Origin of the sequence: Aestuariivirga sp. (genome assembly GCF_020252395.1) — a bacterium.
Taxonomy (GTDB): domain Bacteria; phylum Pseudomonadota; class Alphaproteobacteria; order Rhizobiales; family Aestuariivirgaceae; genus Aestuariivirga.
The window spans coordinates 104,719-119,683 of sequence record NZ_JADCDB010000021.1 but is presented as its reverse complement, the minus strand read 5'-3'; the positions used below and the strand labels follow the sequence as shown (position 1 = coordinate 119,683).

The window sequence follows — 14,965 nt, the reverse complement described above, 5'->3', positions numbered from 1 at the left end:
AGCTTCCAACAGCGGGCCTGGAGGGTCAATCCGAAATTTCGTGCAAGTGCATGGAAACGCCATATTGCACTGCACATAATTCAGGTTATTGCAGAATCAATCTTGTGCAAATGGATGTTTTGTGTCCGAATTGCCGGCGAGCCTGCAGATAAGCCGGCCGGCCACCGATTGGAGGAACCACCCATGATGAAGCGCGCCCTGCTGGCAGCCTCTGCGCTGCTGCTGAGCCTCTCTGCCGCCCACGCTGCCATGCCCGGCATGCGCGGGCATGACCACACCGGCATCACCGTGCCTGACATGGACCAGGCCGTCACTTTCTTCAGCGACATCCTCGGCTGCCAGAAGGCCATGTCCTTCGGCCCCTTCGCCGATGACAAGGGCACCTTCATGACCGACCTCTTGGGCGTCGACTCCAAGGCCGTCATCGAGCAGATCACCATGATGCGCTGCGGCTTCGGCTCCAACATCGAGCTGTTCAAGTACAAGGCGCCAGACCAGCGCACGCTGAACCAGAAGAACAGCGACATCGGCGCCTTCCACATCGCCTTCTATGTCGATGACATCAAGGCGGCGAAGGCCTTCCTCGACGAGAAGGGTGTCGCCACGCGTCTGGGTCCGCTGCCGGTGGACCAGGGGCCCGCCGCCGGACAGGCCATCCTTTATTTCCAGTCGCCCTGGGGCCTGCAGCTCGAGGCCATCACCTATCCCAGCGGTATGGCCTATGAGAAAGACGGTGGCCCGGTGCTGTGGTCGCCGAAGGACCCGGCCAAGTAAGCTGGCGTTTACGATAGCCCATGTTACAGTCGGGCTGGGCATGGCAGCATGCCCGGCTCTTCACATTCGGGACCCCGCCATGGCTGTCAGCTTCACCACCGACCGCATGCTCCGCTTCGGCGACTGCGATATCTCGGGCACCGCCTATTACCCGTCCTATCTCAACCTGCTCAACGGCGTGGTGGAGGAGTTCTGGACCTGGATCGGCTATCCCTGGCACGAGATCATCTGGAAGGAGCGCTGGGGCACGCCCACGGTGCACCTCACCTGCAATTTCTCCAAGCCCTCCTTCTTCGGCGACAAGCTCACCTTCCGCGTCACGGTGAAAAAGGTGGGCCGCTCCTCGGTGGCGCTCGACCATGAAATCTGGTGCGGCGATGAATTGCGTTGGACGGTCAATCAGGTTCTGGCCGCCAGCTGGCTGGACAAGCACACGTCGATGAGCTGGCCCGACGATGTGCGCGCCAAGCTGATGAGCTTTCTGCCGAAGGACGAAGACGCCAATCCGCACCAGCCGGTGAAGCGCGGCTAGCGCAACGGGCCCTCAAGTGCATTCGCACTTGAGGGCGTAAAGTTGCGCCAGCTTTTGACTCTGGAGCATCTTTCGCTTCGCAAGCGATTCCACTTGCTCGCACGATGCTCTAGAGCATGATCCGCAAAAGTGGAACCACTTTTGCGATAAGATCATGCTCAAGCTTTTGATCTGGCGCATGTTCCGATGAGATGATTCCATCTCATCGGAACATGCGGCTAGGCCTGCGGGACCACCGCCGTTGCCTCGATCTCCACCTTGGCGCGGTCCTCGACGAGCGCCGCCACCTGCACCAGCGCCATGGCGGGGAAGTGCTTGCCGATGATCTCGCGGTAGACGCGGCCCAGCTCCTTCAGCCGCGCCAGATATTCCTGCTTGTCGGTCACATACCAGGTGAGTCGCACGATGTGCTCCGGCCCGGCGCCCGCCTCCGCCAAGACTGCCACGATGTTCCTCAGCGTCTGCGCCACCTGGTCGATGAAGTCGTCGGACTCGAATTCCTGCTGGGCATTCCAGCCGATGAGGCCGCCGCAGAAGATCATGCGGCCCGAGGCGGCGACACCATTGGCATAGCCCAGCGCCGGCTTCCAGTCGCGCGGGTGGAGGAATTCATGCGGCGATCCGGTCATGCTCAGCCTCCCAGCACGGCGCGGGCGATGATCACGCGCTGCACGTCGCTCGCCCCCTCATAGATGCGCAACGCGCGGATTTCACGGTAGAGACGCTCGACCACGGCGCCGTGCTTCACGCCATCGCCACCATGGAGCTGCACCGCCATGTCGATGACGCGCTGAGCGGCCTCCGTCGCATTGAGCTTGGCCATGGAGGCCTCGCGCGTGATGCGCGGTTGCCCCATGTCTTTGGTCCAGGCGGCGCGGTAGACGAGCAATGCCGAGGCATCGATGTCGAGCGCCATGTCGGCAATGTGGCCCTGCACCATCTGAAGCTCGGCGAGTGGTGCCCCACCCACCTTGCGCGCCTTCACCCGCGCCAGCGTTTCATCCAGCGCGCGGCGCGCGAAGCCGACAGCGGCGGCGCCCACGGTGGAGCGGAAGACGTCGAGCACCGACATGGCGATCTTGAATCCATCCCCCGGCTTGCCGATGAGCGCGCCCTCGGGGATTTCGACATTTTCGAAGTTCAGCAGGGCGAGGGGATGCGGCGCCATCACGTCGATGCGCCCGGCCACCGTGAGGCCCTTCGTGTCGGCGGGCACCAGAAACGCCGAGAGCCCCTTGGCGCCGGGCGCCTCGCCGGTGCGGGCGAAGACGGCATAGACATCGGCGATGCCGCCGTTGGAAATATAGGTCTTCTCGCCGTTCAGCACGAAGCCGCCCTGCACGCGGGTGGCCGTCATCTTCGTTGCCGCCGCATCGGAGCCCGCTTCGGGCTCGGTGATGGCGAAGCCGGCGATGGCTTCGCCGCTGCGCGTGCGGGCCAGCCACTGCTTCTGCTCGGGCGTGCCGAACAGCGTCACCGCTCCCATGCCGAGGCCCTGCATGGCGAATGAGAATTCAGCGAGCCCGTCATATTGCGCGATGATCTCGCGGATCAGGCACAGCGTGCGCACGTCGAGCTTTTCGCCATCGCCAGCGCCCGTGTATTTGAGCCAGCCCGAAGCGCCGAGCTTCCTCACATGCGAGCGGCAGGCTGCATCCACATCGGCATGATGTCCCGTCAGGTGTTCCTTGCACCAGCCATGGAGCTCCACCGCCAGAGCCCGGTGGCGCGGCTCGAAGAAGGGCCAGTCGAGATAGCTGGTGTCACCCATGTCAGTTCCCCTCGAACACGGGTTTCTGCCTGGCCACGAAAGCCCGGTAGGCGCGCCCGAAATCCTTCGTCTGCATGCAGATGGCCTGCGCCTGGGCCTCCGCCTCGATCGCCTGTTCCAGCCCCATGTTCCATTCCTGGTTCAGCTGCGTCTTGGTCATGCCATGCGCGAAGGTGGGGCCCGCGGCGATGGCGCGCGCGAGCTTCATTGCTTCCGCCTCCAGTGACGCCGCATCATGCAGCGCGTTCCAGAAGCCCCAGCGCTCGCCCTCCGCCGCCGTCATCACGCGGCCGGTATAGAGCAGTTCCGCGGCGCGGCCCTGGCCGATGATGCGCGGGAGAATGGCGCAGGCGCCCATGTCGCAGCCGGCAAGGCCCACGCGGGTGAAGAGGAAGGCCGCCTTGGCCTCCGGCGTCGCAAGGCGCAGGTCGGAGGCCATGGCGACGATGGCGCCCGCGCCCACGCACACGCCATCAACCGCTGCGATGATCGGCTTGCCGCAGGAGATCATCGCCTTGACCAGATCACCCGTCATACGCGTGAAGGCGAGCAGGCCCTTCATGTCGAGGCCGATCAGCGGCCCGATAATGTCATGCACGTCGCCGCCGGAACAGAAGTTGCCGCCATTGGAGGCGAAAACCACGACGTCCACGTCCTCGGCAGAGGCGAGGCTGCGGAAGGTATCGCGCAGCTCGGCATAGCTTTCGAAGGTGAGCGGGTTCTTGCGGTCCGGGCGGTTGAGGCGGATGGTGGCGACGCGATCCGTCACCTCCCACAGGAAATGCTGCGGCTGATAAGCGGCAAGCGTCGTCATGGCTTGTCTCCCTTGCTCATGCGCTTCAGCAGCGCGGTGACCTGCTCGACGTCACTGTCGCTCAGGCCGGCAAACAGCGTGTTGATCTCGCGCTCGTGGTCCGCCGCGAGCCGCTCGAACTGGCGCAGGCCTTCGGGTGTCAGCGCCACATGGACGGTGCGGCGGTCGGTTTCGGAGGCCGTGCGGCGCACCAGCCCGTCCTTCTCCAGCCGGTCCACCACCGCCGTGGCATTGCCGTTGGAGACAAGCAGCATGCGGCTCAGCTCCGACATGGTGGCGCCGTCGCGGCGGCGATAAAGGGCCGCCATCACGTCGAAGCGCGGCAGCGTGGTGCCGTGCTCGACGCGGAGATATTCGCGAAGGCTGCTCTCTGCGGCGCGTGCGACGCCCAAGAGCCTGATCCACATCTTCAGGCGGCGCTTGGAGAGCGGATCCGTATCGGGTGCGTTCATACGCGGATCGCCTCAGCAGATTTCCCGCGCAGGCGGAAGGCCTGGTCGCGCCCGGCGCGATAGGGGGCTGGCCACTCGCTCGCCTCGTCCCCCATCTGAACCGCCGCATGCAGCGTCCAGTAGGGGTCCGCCAGATGCGGGCGGGCGAGGCAGACGAGATCGGCGCGGCCAGCGAGCAGGATGGAGTTCACCTGGTCGGCCTCGGTGATGTTGCCCACCGCCATGGTGGCAATGTCAGCCTCGTTGCGGATGCGGTCGCTGAACGGCGTCTGGAACATGCGGCCATAGACGGGCTTTGCCGCGATGCTGGTCTGGCCGGCGGAAACATCGATGATGTCCGCCCCCGCCGCGTGGAACAGCTTGGCCACCTCCACGGCATCGCCCGGCGTGATGCCGTCGGCCCCCACCCAGTCATTGGCGGAGATGCGCACCGACATGGGGCTAGCCTCGCCCCACGCCTTGCGCATGGCGCGGAACACCTCGAGCGGCCAGCGCATGCGGTTCTCGAGGCTGCCGCCATATTCATCCGTGCGGCGGTTCGACGTGGGCGAGATGAAGCTTGAGATCAGGTAGCCGTGTGCGGCGTGGAGTTCCACCATGTCGAAGCCCGCGCGCTTCGCCATTTCTGTCGCCGCCACGAACTGCGCCGTCACCTTATCCATGTCGGCGCGCGTCATCTCGCGCGGCGCCTTGTGTTTCGGCGACCAGGCGATGGCGGACGGGGCGATCGTCTCCCAGCCGCCCGTCACCAGCGGCATCTCGTCATCCTCCCACGGCGCCTGCACCGAGGCCTTGCGGCCCGCATGGCCGATCTGGCAGCAGATCTTCGCCGTGGTCTCGGCATGCACGAAATCGGCGAGACGCGACCACTGCGCCTCATGCTCCGGCGCATAAAGCCCGGGGCAGCCGGGCGTGATGCGGCCCTCAGGCGACACGCAGGCCATCTCGGTATAGACCAGACCGGCGCCGCCCTTGGCGCGCTCGGCGTAATGCACGAAGTGCCAGTCGGTGGGGCAGCCATCCACGGCCTTGTATTGCGCCATGGGCGAGACGACGAGGCGGTTCTTGAGCTGCATGTTGCGCAGCCGGAAGGGCGCGAACATCGGCGCACGGCCCTTGCTACCACCGGCCTGTTCCTGGAACCAGTCCTCCGCCGCGCGCAGCCACTGCGGGTCGCGCAGGCGCAGGTTCTCGTGGCTGATGCGCTGGCTTCGCGTCAGCAGCGAATAGGCGAATTGCAAGGGCGGCAGATCGAGGTAGCGCTCCACCTGCTCGAACCATTCGAGGCTGTTGCGCGCGGCGGACTGCAAGCGCAGCACCTCGACGCGCCGCTCGTCCTGATAGCGCTGGAAGGCCTGCTCCATCGTGGGTTCCGAGTGCAGGTAGTCCGCCAGCGCAATCGCGCTGTCGAAGGCGAGACGCGATCCGGAGCCGATGGAGAAATGCCCCGTCGCCGCCGCATCGCCCATCAGCACGACATTGTTGTGATACCAGCGCTCGCAGATAACGCGCGGGAACTGCATCCACACCGCGGAACCGCGCAGGTGCGCGGCATTCGACATCAGCGCATGGCCGCCTAAGTGCTTGGCGAAGATCGTCTCGCAGGTGGCGACGGTCTCTTCCTTCGACATCTCCGCGAAGCCCCAGCGGCTCCACGTCCCGGGCAGGCATTCGACGATGAAGGTCGCGGTATCGGCATCGAACTGGTAGACATGCGCCCAGACCCAGCCGTGCGCGGTTTGCTCGAAGATGAAGGTGAAAGCATCGTCGAATTTCTGGTGCGTGCCGAGCCAGATGAACTTGCACAGCCGCATGTCGATATCGGGCTTGAACACCTCGGCGAATTCCGTGCGCACCAGCGAGTTGATGCCGTCGCAGGCGACCACCAGGTCATGGTCCTTGGCGTATTCCGCCGCCGACTTGAACTCGGTCTGGAATTGCAGGTCGACGCCCAGCTCGCGGGCCCGCGCCTGCAGCAGGATCAGCATCTGCTTGCGGCCAATGCCGGCGAAGCCGTGGCCGCCGGAGACGGTGCGCTGGCCGTTGTGCACCACCGCGATGTCATCCCAATAGGCGAAATGGCTGCGGATGGCGCCGGTGCTCTTGGGGTCGTTCTTCTGCATGCGGGAGAGGGCATCGTCGGAGAGGACGACGCCCCAGCCGAAAGTGTCATTGGCGCGGTTCCGCTCCAGCACCGTCACCTGATGCGCCGGGTCGCGCAGCTTCATCGAGATCGCGAAATAAAGGCCGGCGGGGCCGCCGCCGAGACACAGAATGCGCATGCGAAAATCTCCCGGGACTGCAGGGCATTGGGAGGCTGGCATGGCGCCGGTAGTATTTCAAGTTCAAAATATTCGAACTTGAAATTTCTCCACGCGCGGGCATCATGCGGGCATGGATGACCTGCTGATCGACCGCCATGAAGGCTGGCTGAAGCTGACGCTCAACCGCCCCGCCGCCCGCAATGCGCTGAACACGGAACTGTTGAGCCAGCTCGCCGCGGCGCTGATGGGGGCGGCGGCGAACGCCTCCTGCCGCGCCGTGCTGCTCTGCGGGGCGGAGGGCAACTTCGCCGCCGGGGCGGACATCGGCGAAATCGAGCACAAGACCCGTGCGGAAGGTGCGGCTGACCCGCGCAAGGCGCACTGGCAGACGATCCGCGGCTTCCGCAAGCCGCTGATCGCTGCCGTCGATGGCTTCGCCCTGGGCGGCGGCTTCGAGCTCGCCCTCATGTCGGACCTGGTCATCGCCGGCGAGACGGCGCGCTTCGGCCTGCCGGAAACCAACCTTGGCCTCATTCCGGGTGCCGGCGGCGGCCAGCGCCTCATGTCGCTCGCCGGCCGGGCGCGCGCCAGCCGCATGGTGCTGACGGGCGAGATCATCGATGCCGCCACGGCGGAGGCCTGGGGCATCGCGGCGTGGAAGAGCGAAGGTTCGGCCATCCCCGAGGGTGAGAAGCTGGCGGCCAAACTCGCAACCCGCGCGCCGCTGGCGCTGCAGGCCGCCAAGCGCGCGCTGGTTAATGGCGATGATAACCCCGCGGCCCTCACGCTGGAGCGCACGCTGTTCGAAAAGCTTCTCGACAGCGCCGACAAGACAGAAGGCATCGCCGCGTTCCGCGAGAAGCGCAAGCCGGAGTTCAAGAGTCAATGACCAAGCCCGTCATCGCCGTGCTGGGCCTGGGCACCATGGGTCTCGGCATCGCCCAGCTCTATGCTGAGGCCGGGCGCCGGGTGATCGCATTCGACGCCGTTGCAGCCGCGCGCGAGTCCGCGAAGGACCGGCTTGCACAGTCGCTTGATGCGCGGGTGAAGGCTGGCAAGCTGCCCGAGGCAGAGCGAGATGCGACGCTCGGCAACCTCACCGTCACGGATGACATGGCTGAACTGAGCAAGGCGCGGCTGGTGATCGAGGCGGTGGTGGAAGACCTTGCCGTCAAGCAGGCGCTGTTCGCCGAGGTGGAGCGCCATGTGTCAGCGGAGACAGTGCTGGCCACGAACACCTCCTCCCTTTCCGTCGCCGCTATCATGGCCAGGCTCGCCCGTCCGGCGCGCGGCATCGGATTGCACTTCTTCAATCCCGCGCCTGTCATGAAGCTCGTCGAGCTCGCCGTGCCGCAGGGCGCATCGGATGAAGCCACCGAACTGGCGCGCAGCCTTACGCAAGCCGCCGGCAAGACGGTGATTGCCTGCCGCGATACGCCGGGCTTCATCGTCAACCGCTGTGCCAGGCCTTACTATGGCGAGGCGCTGGCGATGCTGGAGGAAGGGCGCTCCGCCTCCGGCATCGATTCCGCCATGCTGAAGGCGGGATACAGGCTGGGCCCCTTCAGCCTCATCGACCTGATCGGCGCCGACATCAACCTCGCCGCCACGCGCGGGCTGTCGGCGGCGATGGCTGGCCACCCGCGCTACCACGTCTTCGACGCGCTCGTGAAACAGGTGGAGCAGGGCCATCTCGGCCGCAAGTCCGGCCGGGGCTTTCTCCACCCCGCAACGCCCGGTGAAGCGCCTGCCGACTGGCAGGCGATCGCGCGCCGCATCGAGGCGGCGCTCGCCAACGAGGCGGCCTTCCTCGCGCAGGAGAGCGGTCTCGCACCGGACGACATCGACACGGCCTTGAAGCTCGGCCTCAACTTCCCGCGCGGCCCCTTCGAGTCGGCCCGCAGTCACGGGGCCGCCGCAATCCTCTCAACGCTCACCGCATGCGAGTCCGCCGCGCCTGCACATCTCAAGGGCCGCTACACGCCAAGCCCCGCGCTCGCGCCACGCATCGGCGGCTGAAAGGACATTTCATGGACGCCTTCATCTGCGATTACCTGCGCACACCCATCGGCCGCTTCGGCGGCGCGCTGTCCTCGGTGCGCACGGATGACCTCGCGGCGATCTCCATCAAGGCGCTGATTCAGAAGCACGCCTCGCTCGACTGGACGGCGGTGGACGAGGTGATCCTCGGCTGCGCCAACCAGGCAGGCGAGGACAATCGCAACGTGGCGCGCATGGCGGTGCTGCTGTCGGGCCTGCCCGAGAGCGTGCCTGGCGTCACCGTCAATAGACTCTGCGGCTCCGGCATGGACGCTGTCGCCATGGCCGCGCGCGCCATCAAGGCTGGCGAGATCGATCTCGCCATCGCGGGCGGTGTCGAATCCATGTCGCGCGCACCCTTCGTGATGCCCAAAGCCACCGAGGCCTTCTCGCGCCATGCCGAGATCCATGACACAACCATCGGCTGGCGCTTCGTCAATCCCGTGATCAAGGCGCAATACGGCATCGACTCCATGCCCGAGACGGCGGAGAACGTCGCCGCCGGCTGCGCCATCTCGCGCGCCGATCAGGATGCCTTCGCACTCCGTTCGCAGACGCGCGCGCTGGCCGCACAAGGCAATGGCCGCTTCGCCCGCGAGATCACGCCGGTCACCGTCCCGCAGCGCAAGGGCGACCCGGTCATCTTCGACAAGGACGAGCACCCGCGCGCCACCAGCCTCGAGTCCCTGGCAAAGCTTCCAACACCCTTCCGGCAAGGCGGCAGCGTGACGGCGGGCAATGCCTCGGGCGTCAATGACGGCGCGGCCGCGCTCATCATCGCCTCGGAAGCAGCGGTGAAGCGTCATGGTCTGCAGCCGCTGGCGCGCATCCTGGGTGCGGCCACAGCGGGCCTTGCGCCGCGCATCATGGGGCTGGGGCCGGTGCCCGCCACGCAGAAGCTCTGCGCGCGTCTCGGCCTCAAGGCCGATCGGTTCGGCGTCATTGAGCTCAACGAGGCTTTCGCCGCGCAGGCGCTCGCGGTGCAACGCCAGCTCGGCCTTGCCGATGATGCGCCGCATGTGAACCCCAATGGCGGGGCCATAGCACTGGGCCACCCGCTCGGCATGTCGGGCGCGCGGCTTGCCGGCACGGCGGCGCTGGACCTGAGCCTCGGTGGGCACAAGCTGGCGCTTGCCACCATGTGCGTGGGCGTGGGGCAGGGAATTTCGCTTGCGCTCGCCCGGGTTTGAACGGCACCATGGCGCATGCTCAGGAATATTCCGTCCACCCTCAGCCCCGATCTCCTGTGGTGCCTCGCCTCCATGGGCCATGCCGAGCGCCTGGTGCTGGTGGACCGGAACTTCCCCGCCCATGACGTGGCGCGGCATACCTCCACCGGCAAGCTCATCGAACTGCCCGGCCTTGATATTCCGCAGGCCGCCCGCGCCATCCTCTCGGTGATGCCGCTCGACGACTTCATCCCCGATCCCGTCTCGCGCATGCAGGTGGTGGGCGATCCGGAGAAGCTGCTGCCGATGCAGGCGGAAGTCCACCAGATCGCGAAGGACGCGGAAGGCCGCGACGTTGGCATGGAGGCGCTGGAGCGCTTCGCCTTCTACGAAGCCGCCAAGAAGGGTTTTTGCGTGGTGCGCACCAGCGAGTTCCGCCCCTACGGCTGCTTCCTGTTCACCATGGGCGTGATTTTCGACGGAAGATGAGAAGCCCTGAGTGTCCTCTGCCGCTGAAGAAGCGGGAGAAGACGAAACGGGCCTAGGGTGATTGCACCGCCGACACGAACCGGCCTGCCGCCTCTGTTGCAAACCTGCAAGCAGCCTCGATCCCGTCCCCCGCCGCCAGCCGCGCGGCCAAAGCGCCGCAGAAGCAGTCACCCGCGCCATGGCTGGAAACCAGTTTGACGGGCAGGGCGGGGACATCCACGCGAGACCCATCGCGCGTCATCAGCATCAACCCGTCGCCGCCGCGCGTCAGCACCACGTCGCGGCTGGGCGCATGCAGCAAGGCGAGCGCCTGCGCCAAGTCCTCAGCGCCCGACAGCATGGCGGCCTCGACGCGGTTCACCACCAGCACATCGGCAAGGGCGAGGAACGCCGCGGACATTTTTCGCGCCGGCGCGGCGTTGAGCACCACGCGTCCGCCCCTTGCCTTCACCGCCTGTGCCGCGGCAAGGCTCACCGGCTCCGGGATTTCGTTTTGCAGCAGCAGCACCTTCGCGTCCCACAGCGGCGCCCATCGCGCCGCCACGCTGCCGGCATCGATGGTGAGATTGGCGCCAGACACCACCACCGCGCCATATTCGCCACCCGCCTCGCTGATGGCGACGCTCATGCCGCTGCCTTGCGCGGCATCGATGCCGACATGCGCGATGTCCACCCCCGCCGCCACCAGGTTGGCCCGCAGGCGCTCGCCGAAATCATCCGCGCCTGTCTGGCCGCCAAACGCTGTCCGTGCGCCGAAGCGCGCCGCGGCCACCGCCTGGTTGCCGCCCTTGCCGCCGCATTTGTAATGCCACGACGATCCGATCAGCGTCTCGTCACGCCCCGGCAGGCGCGGGGCCGCCACCATGATGTCGAGGTGCAGGCTGCCGGCGACGGCGACGTCGATCATGCGCCACCATACAAGGCCGACTGCAGGATGCGCTGGCTCGCCACCGCGTCCTGCGCCGCAATTGCTTGATCGAGCGCTGCATTGCCGCGCAGGCGGTCGAGCACGCGGCACATGCCTTCGACGGCGGAGATGTTGGCCGAGCATTCGGCCACCGGGTCGAGCCCCACCGCATCGGGGAAGGTGTCGAAATAGATGGCATTGCGATAGCCGAGCTTTTCCAGCGTATAGAGCAGCTCCAGCGTCTGGATCACATGCACGCTGCCGGCCACAAGGCCATCGTCGCGCTTGGCATAGCCGTCATTGAGGTGCACGCCCAGCAACCGGCTGCGCCGGTGGATCAGCGCCGCTGCATAGGCCGGCATCTCGCCGGCATAAAGCACATGGGCGAAGTCGAGCGTCACGCCCATGTTCTTTGCCCCCACGTCGGACACCATGAGCAGCGTGGTGGCGACATCGGGCAGCAGCGAGAAGGCGCGCGGCTCGTTGGGCTTGTATTCGATGGAAATGTCGATGGCCGGGTTATGCGCGGCGATCGCCGAAAGTGCCTCCGCAGTCTCGTCCCACAGGCGCAGGTAATCGGCCTGGAACGCATAGTCGAAGCCGTCCTGGCCCAGCCACAGCGTCATCAGGCCGCCGCCGGCTTCCGCCAGCGCATCGAGCCCGCGCAGCGTCAGGTCCAGCGCCTTGGCCCGCAGCGCCTTGTCGGGGTGGGTCAGCGCCCCCTTCTTGAATCCGGGGTCGGAGTAGTAACGCATGGCGAAGCCATTGAGACTGATGCCCAGGCTGTCCAGCTTGGCGCGGATGTCCTTCGCGGTGGTTCCCTCGAGGTGGTCCGGAAAGTTGAAGTCCACGGCGGACAGCCCCGGCACCGTGGCGGCGCGCTCGATCAGGTCCAGCGCGGTGATGCGGTTGCGGCCGGGCCACACCGACGCGGCATCGGCCCTGAAGCCGTTGAGCCTCGTGGCATAGGCGAAGCGGGTCTTCTCGGCAGTCACGGGGGCCTCTTGGCTTGCGGCGGGTGTGCCCTTCCGTTACCAATTCAGGCGAGGAATTGAAAGGGAACGTGGCAGCCATGCAGGAGCGGATCAAGCGCTGGACCAGGGAGCTGATGATGATCCCCGGGCTCTCCGGTTTCGAAGGCCCGGTCAGGCGCTACATCAGGGGCGAGCTCTCGAAGCTCGGCATCGAGTCCCGCGCCGACATGCTGGGCAACCTCATCGCCACCGTCGAGGGCGATACCAGCCTGCCCTCCGTCATGCTCATCGCCCACATGGACCAGCTGGGCCTCATCGTCCGCAAGATCGAGGCCTCGGGCCTCATCCGGGCCGAGCGGGTGGGCGGCGTGCCGGAGCGGGCGCTGGCGGCACAGGAGGTGCTTCTGTCGGTGGGCGGCGGGCGCACGCTCCCTGGCATCATCGCCAACAAGAGCCATCACGCCACCACGCCGGAGGAGAAATACCGCGTGGTGCCCTATCAGGAGCTCTACATCGACTGCGGCTTTGCCAGTGCCGGGGAGGCGCTTGCAGCGGGCATCAATGTCGGAACACCCATCGTCTATGCGCCCAACTTTGTCGAACTGGCGGGTGGCCGCATCGGCGGCACCTCGGTCGATGACCGCGCCGCCTGCGCCGTGCTGCTGGAGCTGGCGCGTGCCGCGAAGGACGTGCTGCCCACGGTGCACCTCGTCTTCTCGGTGCTGGAGGAATTCAACCTGCGTGGCGCGGTGACGGCCGCCCAGGTGCTGCAGCCTGATATCTGCATCCAGCTCGATCTGGCGCTCGCCACCGATACGCCGGACATGGGCCAGCGCGGCGACGTGCGCCTTGGCGCCGGGCCGGTGATGAGCATGTTCAGCTTCCACGGCCGCGGCACGCTCAACGGCTGCATCCCGCATCCCGCCCTCGTGCAGCTGTTCCAGCAGACGGCGGACCAGGAGAACATCACCCTGCAGCGCTCCGCCCACATCGGCGCCTTGACCGAGACGTCCTATGTGCAGCTCGTGGGCAAAGGCGTGGCCGCGATCGACATGGGCTTTCCCGCCCGCTACACGCACTCTGCACTCGAAGTCTGCGACCTCGCCGACCTCGAAAGCCTGGCGAAGCTGCTCATCGCCGCGCTGCGGCGCATCGGCACGCGCTTCTCGCTCGACCGCGACGATTACATCGCATGAAACACTATCTCGGCGTCGATATCGGCACCTTCGAAACCAAGGGCGTCATCGTCTCCGCCACCGGCGAGATCGTGGCGCAGGCGGCGCGCGCCCACAGGATGCAGGTGCCGCAGCCCGGCTGGGCCGAGCATGACGCCGAGCAGGACTGGTGGGGCGATTTCGTTCATGTGACGCGGAAGATGCTGGCTGACAGCGGCATCGCGCCCTCTTCCGTCGCCGGCATCGGCGCCAGCGGCATCGGCCCCTGCATGCTGCCGGTCGATGAGGCGGGCAGCCCGCTGATGAACGCCGTGCTCTATGGCGTCGACACGCGCGCCGCGCGGGAGATCGAAGAGCTTACGCGCCAGATCGGCGCGGACGTCATCCTCGAACGCTGCGGCAACGCGCTCACCTCTCAGGCCGTCGGCCCCAAGATGCTGTGGCTCAAGCGCAACCGGCCGGAGGTCTTCGCGAAGACCCGCAAGATCCTCAACTCCAGCTCCTTCCTCGTTCACCGCCTCACCGGGCGCTACACCATCGACCATTATTCGGCGGGCAATTTCAGCCCCTTCTACCTGGTCGACAGGCAGGGCTGGAGCGGCGAACTCGCCCCCGGCATCATCGCCATGGAGCAGCTGCCGGAGCTGATGTGGACCACCGAAATCGCCGGTCACGTCACCACCAGGGCCGCAGCCGAGACCGGCCTCGCGGAGGGAACGCCCGTCATCGCCGGCACCATCGATGCGGCAGCCGAGGCCGTCAGCGTCGGCGTGCTCAACGCTGGCGACCTGATGCTGATGTATGGCTCCACCATCTTCATCATCCTCATCACCGGGAGCCGCGTGCGCGATGGGCGGCTGTGGTATGCGCCATGGCTGTTCCCCGGTCAGCATGGCTCCATGGCGGGCCTCTCGACCAGCGGCACGCTCACCCACTGGTTCCGCGGCAATTTTGCAAAGGACCTGCCGCGCGAGACGGCGGTGATCGAACTGGCAAAAGAGGCGGAAGCCTCGCCCCCCGGCGCCAAGGGCCTCGTGCTGCTGCCGTACTTCTCCGGCGAGCGCACGCCCATCCATGACACGAAGGCCAGGGGCATCCTCTTCGGTCTCGACCTCACGCATGATCGCGGCGACATGTTCCGCGCCGTGCTCGAAGGCATCGCCCATGGCACGCGCCATGTATTCGAAACCTATGCGGAAGCGGGCCAGGCTCCGCGGATTGTCTATGCCGTGGGCGGCGGCACGAAGAACCGCGTGTGGGGGCAAGCCACCTCCGACATCACCGGCAGCACCCAGGTGCTGCGCCAGAAGACCATCGGCGCGTCATACGGCGACGCCTTCCTCGCGGCGCTGGCGCTGGGCGATGTGACGCCCGCGGACATCGAGAACTGGAACCCCGTGGCCTCGTCGATCACGCCCAGGCCGGAGCTCAAGGCCATGTACGACCGCCAGCACGCCGTGTTCCGCGGTCTCTATCCGGCGACGAAGGGGTTTCTTTGAAGCCTCGATGTTCCGTCGTCCCAGCTTTCGCTGGAATGACGAATGGGAGGGGAGGGGCGTGAACCCGTTGCCACCGCCCCAGTCCTGACCTAGTTTAATCTTGGT

At 66.4% G+C, this 14,965-nt stretch carries 15 protein-coding genes; 8 read left to right on the top strand and 7 right to left on the bottom strand.

Features of this window, described 5'->3' with window-relative positions; translation table 11 throughout:
* Positions 1–186 precede the first annotated feature (186 nt).
* Together IOC82_RS11200 and IOC82_RS11195 are read left to right on the top strand one after the other, a co-directional pair.
* The gene (locus IOC82_RS11200; protein WP_290546312.1) at positions 187–774 is read left to right on the top strand and encodes a VOC family protein; all 588 of its coding nucleotides are present in this window, start codon (positions 187–189) and stop codon (positions 772–774) included.
* Positions 775–853: 79 nt separating this feature from the next.
* Positions 854–1,306, top strand: coding sequence for a thioesterase family protein (locus tag IOC82_RS11195; protein WP_290546275.1), 453 nt, complete (start codon positions 854–856; stop codon positions 1,304–1,306).
* A gap of 218 nt (positions 1,307–1,524) precedes the next feature.
* Here the strand turns inward: IOC82_RS11195 and IOC82_RS11190 are convergent, their stop codons facing one another.
* Genes IOC82_RS11190 through IOC82_RS11170 form a run of 5 tightly spaced genes read right to left on the bottom strand, consistent with a single transcriptional unit; the run spans position 1,525 to position 6,625 of the window.
* Positions 1,525–1,935, bottom strand: coding sequence for a RidA family protein (locus IOC82_RS11190; RefSeq protein WP_290546274.1), 411 nt, complete (start codon positions 1,933–1,935; stop codon positions 1,525–1,527).
* Between the two features lie 2 nt (positions 1,936–1,937).
* Complete coding sequence (locus IOC82_RS11185; RefSeq protein WP_290546273.1) at positions 1,938–3,077, bottom strand: acyl-CoA dehydrogenase family protein; 1,140 nt, start codon at positions 3,075–3,077, stop codon at positions 1,938–1,940.
* 1 nt (position 3,078) lies between these two features.
* The gene (locus IOC82_RS11180; RefSeq protein WP_290546272.1) at positions 3,079–3,891 is read right to left on the bottom strand and encodes an enoyl-CoA hydratase family protein; all 813 of its coding nucleotides are present in this window, start codon (positions 3,889–3,891) and stop codon (positions 3,079–3,081) included.
* Positions 3,888–4,343 (bottom strand): MarR family transcriptional regulator, encoded by a 456-nt coding sequence (locus tag IOC82_RS11175; RefSeq protein WP_290546271.1) that lies wholly within the window; start codon positions 4,341–4,343, stop codon positions 3,888–3,890. Before IOC82_RS11175 ends, IOC82_RS11180 begins: the two co-directional genes overlap by 4 nt.
* Complete coding sequence (locus IOC82_RS11170; RefSeq protein ID WP_290546270.1) at positions 4,340–6,625, bottom strand: bifunctional salicylyl-CoA 5-hydroxylase/oxidoreductase; 2,286 nt, start codon at positions 6,623–6,625, stop codon at positions 4,340–4,342. The genes IOC82_RS11175 and IOC82_RS11170 overlap by 4 nt, the downstream gene beginning before the upstream one ends.
* A gap of 112 nt (positions 6,626–6,737) precedes the next feature.
* Here IOC82_RS11170 and IOC82_RS11165 point away from each other — a divergent pair, with 112 nt between their 5' ends.
* From IOC82_RS11165 to IOC82_RS11150, 4 genes are read left to right on the top strand one after another with little or no spacing between them, the layout of a single operon-like run.
* On the top strand, positions 6,738–7,496 hold the full coding sequence (locus IOC82_RS11165) for an enoyl-CoA hydratase-related protein (protein WP_290546269.1): 759 nt from the start codon (positions 6,738–6,740) through the stop codon (positions 7,494–7,496).
* Positions 7,493–8,626: a 3-hydroxyacyl-CoA dehydrogenase NAD-binding domain-containing protein gene (locus IOC82_RS11160; RefSeq protein WP_290546268.1), complete on the top strand. Its 1,134-nt coding sequence runs from the start codon at positions 7,493–7,495 to the stop codon at positions 8,624–8,626. Before IOC82_RS11165 ends, IOC82_RS11160 begins: the two co-directional genes overlap by 4 nt.
* A gap of 11 nt (positions 8,627–8,637) precedes the next feature.
* Positions 8,638–9,837 (top strand): 3-oxoadipyl-CoA thiolase, encoded by a 1,200-nt coding sequence (gene pcaF, locus IOC82_RS11155; RefSeq protein ID WP_290546267.1) that lies wholly within the window; start codon positions 8,638–8,640, stop codon positions 9,835–9,837.
* Positions 9,838–9,852: 15 nt separating this feature from the next.
* On the top strand, positions 9,853–10,305 hold the full coding sequence (locus tag IOC82_RS11150) for an RbsD/FucU domain-containing protein (RefSeq protein ID WP_290546266.1): 453 nt from the start codon (positions 9,853–9,855) through the stop codon (positions 10,303–10,305).
* A gap of 52 nt (positions 10,306–10,357) precedes the next feature.
* On the opposite strand, the gene IOC82_RS11145 is transcribed toward IOC82_RS11150, so the two are convergent.
* Both IOC82_RS11145 and IOC82_RS11140 read right to left on the bottom strand, forming a co-directional pair.
* On the bottom strand, positions 10,358–11,212 hold the full coding sequence (locus tag IOC82_RS11145) for a PfkB family carbohydrate kinase (protein WP_290546265.1): 855 nt from the start codon (positions 11,210–11,212) through the stop codon (positions 10,358–10,360).
* Positions 11,209–12,207: a sugar phosphate isomerase/epimerase family protein gene (locus IOC82_RS11140; protein WP_290546264.1), complete on the bottom strand. Its 999-nt coding sequence runs from the start codon at positions 12,205–12,207 to the stop codon at positions 11,209–11,211. The genes IOC82_RS11145 and IOC82_RS11140 overlap by 4 nt, the downstream gene beginning before the upstream one ends.
* A 77-nt stretch (positions 12,208–12,284) precedes the next feature.
* Between IOC82_RS11140 and IOC82_RS11135 the strand changes: the two genes are divergently transcribed.
* Positions 12,285–13,382: a M42 family metallopeptidase gene (locus IOC82_RS11135; protein ID WP_290546263.1), complete on the top strand. Its 1,098-nt coding sequence runs from the start codon at positions 12,285–12,287 to the stop codon at positions 13,380–13,382.
* A complete protein-coding gene (locus IOC82_RS11130; RefSeq protein WP_290546262.1) occupies positions 13,379–14,860 on the top strand; it encodes an FGGY-family carbohydrate kinase in 1,482 nt (493 codons plus the stop codon). The genes IOC82_RS11135 and IOC82_RS11130 overlap by 4 nt, the downstream gene beginning before the upstream one ends.
* The last annotated feature ends 105 nt before the right edge of the window (positions 14,861–14,965 follow it).

Excerpts from the sequence above, each read along its gene's own strand:
- IOC82_RS11165 (WP_290546269.1), top strand. The coding sequence starts at position 6,738 with ATGGATGACCTGCTGATCGACCGCCATGAAGGCTGGCTGAAGCTGACG.
- IOC82_RS11130 (WP_290546262.1), top strand. The coding sequence starts at position 13,379 with ATGAAACACTATCTCGGCGTCGATATCGGCACCTTCGAAACCAAGGGC.
- IOC82_RS11175 (WP_290546271.1), bottom strand. The coding sequence starts at position 4,343 with ATGAACGCACCCGATACGGATCCGCTCTCCAAGCGCCGCCTGAAGATG.
- IOC82_RS11200 (WP_290546312.1), top strand. The coding sequence starts at position 187 with ATGAAGCGCGCCCTGCTGGCAGCCTCTGCGCTGCTGCTGAGCCTCTCT.
- IOC82_RS11150 (WP_290546266.1), top strand. The coding sequence starts at position 9,853 with ATGCTCAGGAATATTCCGTCCACCCTCAGCCCCGATCTCCTGTGGTGC.
- IOC82_RS11190 (WP_290546274.1), bottom strand. The coding sequence starts at position 1,935 with ATGACCGGATCGCCGCATGAATTCCTCCACCCGCGCGACTGGAAGCCG.
- pcaF (WP_290546267.1), top strand. The coding sequence starts at position 8,638 with ATGGACGCCTTCATCTGCGATTACCTGCGCACACCCATCGGCCGCTTC.
- IOC82_RS11160 (WP_290546268.1), top strand. The coding sequence starts at position 7,493 with ATGACCAAGCCCGTCATCGCCGTGCTGGGCCTGGGCACCATGGGTCTC.
- IOC82_RS11145 (WP_290546265.1), bottom strand. The coding sequence starts at position 11,212 with ATGATCGACGTCGCCGTCGCCGGCAGCCTGCACCTCGACATCATGGTG.
- IOC82_RS11195 (WP_290546275.1), top strand. The coding sequence starts at position 854 with ATGGCTGTCAGCTTCACCACCGACCGCATGCTCCGCTTCGGCGACTGC.
- IOC82_RS11180 (WP_290546272.1), bottom strand. The coding sequence starts at position 3,891 with ATGACGACGCTTGCCGCTTATCAGCCGCAGCATTTCCTGTGGGAGGTG.
- IOC82_RS11135 (WP_290546263.1), top strand. The coding sequence starts at position 12,285 with ATGCAGGAGCGGATCAAGCGCTGGACCAGGGAGCTGATGATGATCCCC.
- IOC82_RS11170 (WP_290546270.1), bottom strand. The coding sequence starts at position 6,625 with ATGCGCATTCTGTGTCTCGGCGGCGGCCCCGCCGGCCTTTATTTCGCG.
- IOC82_RS11185 (WP_290546273.1), bottom strand. The coding sequence starts at position 3,077 with ATGGGTGACACCAGCTATCTCGACTGGCCCTTCTTCGAGCCGCGCCAC.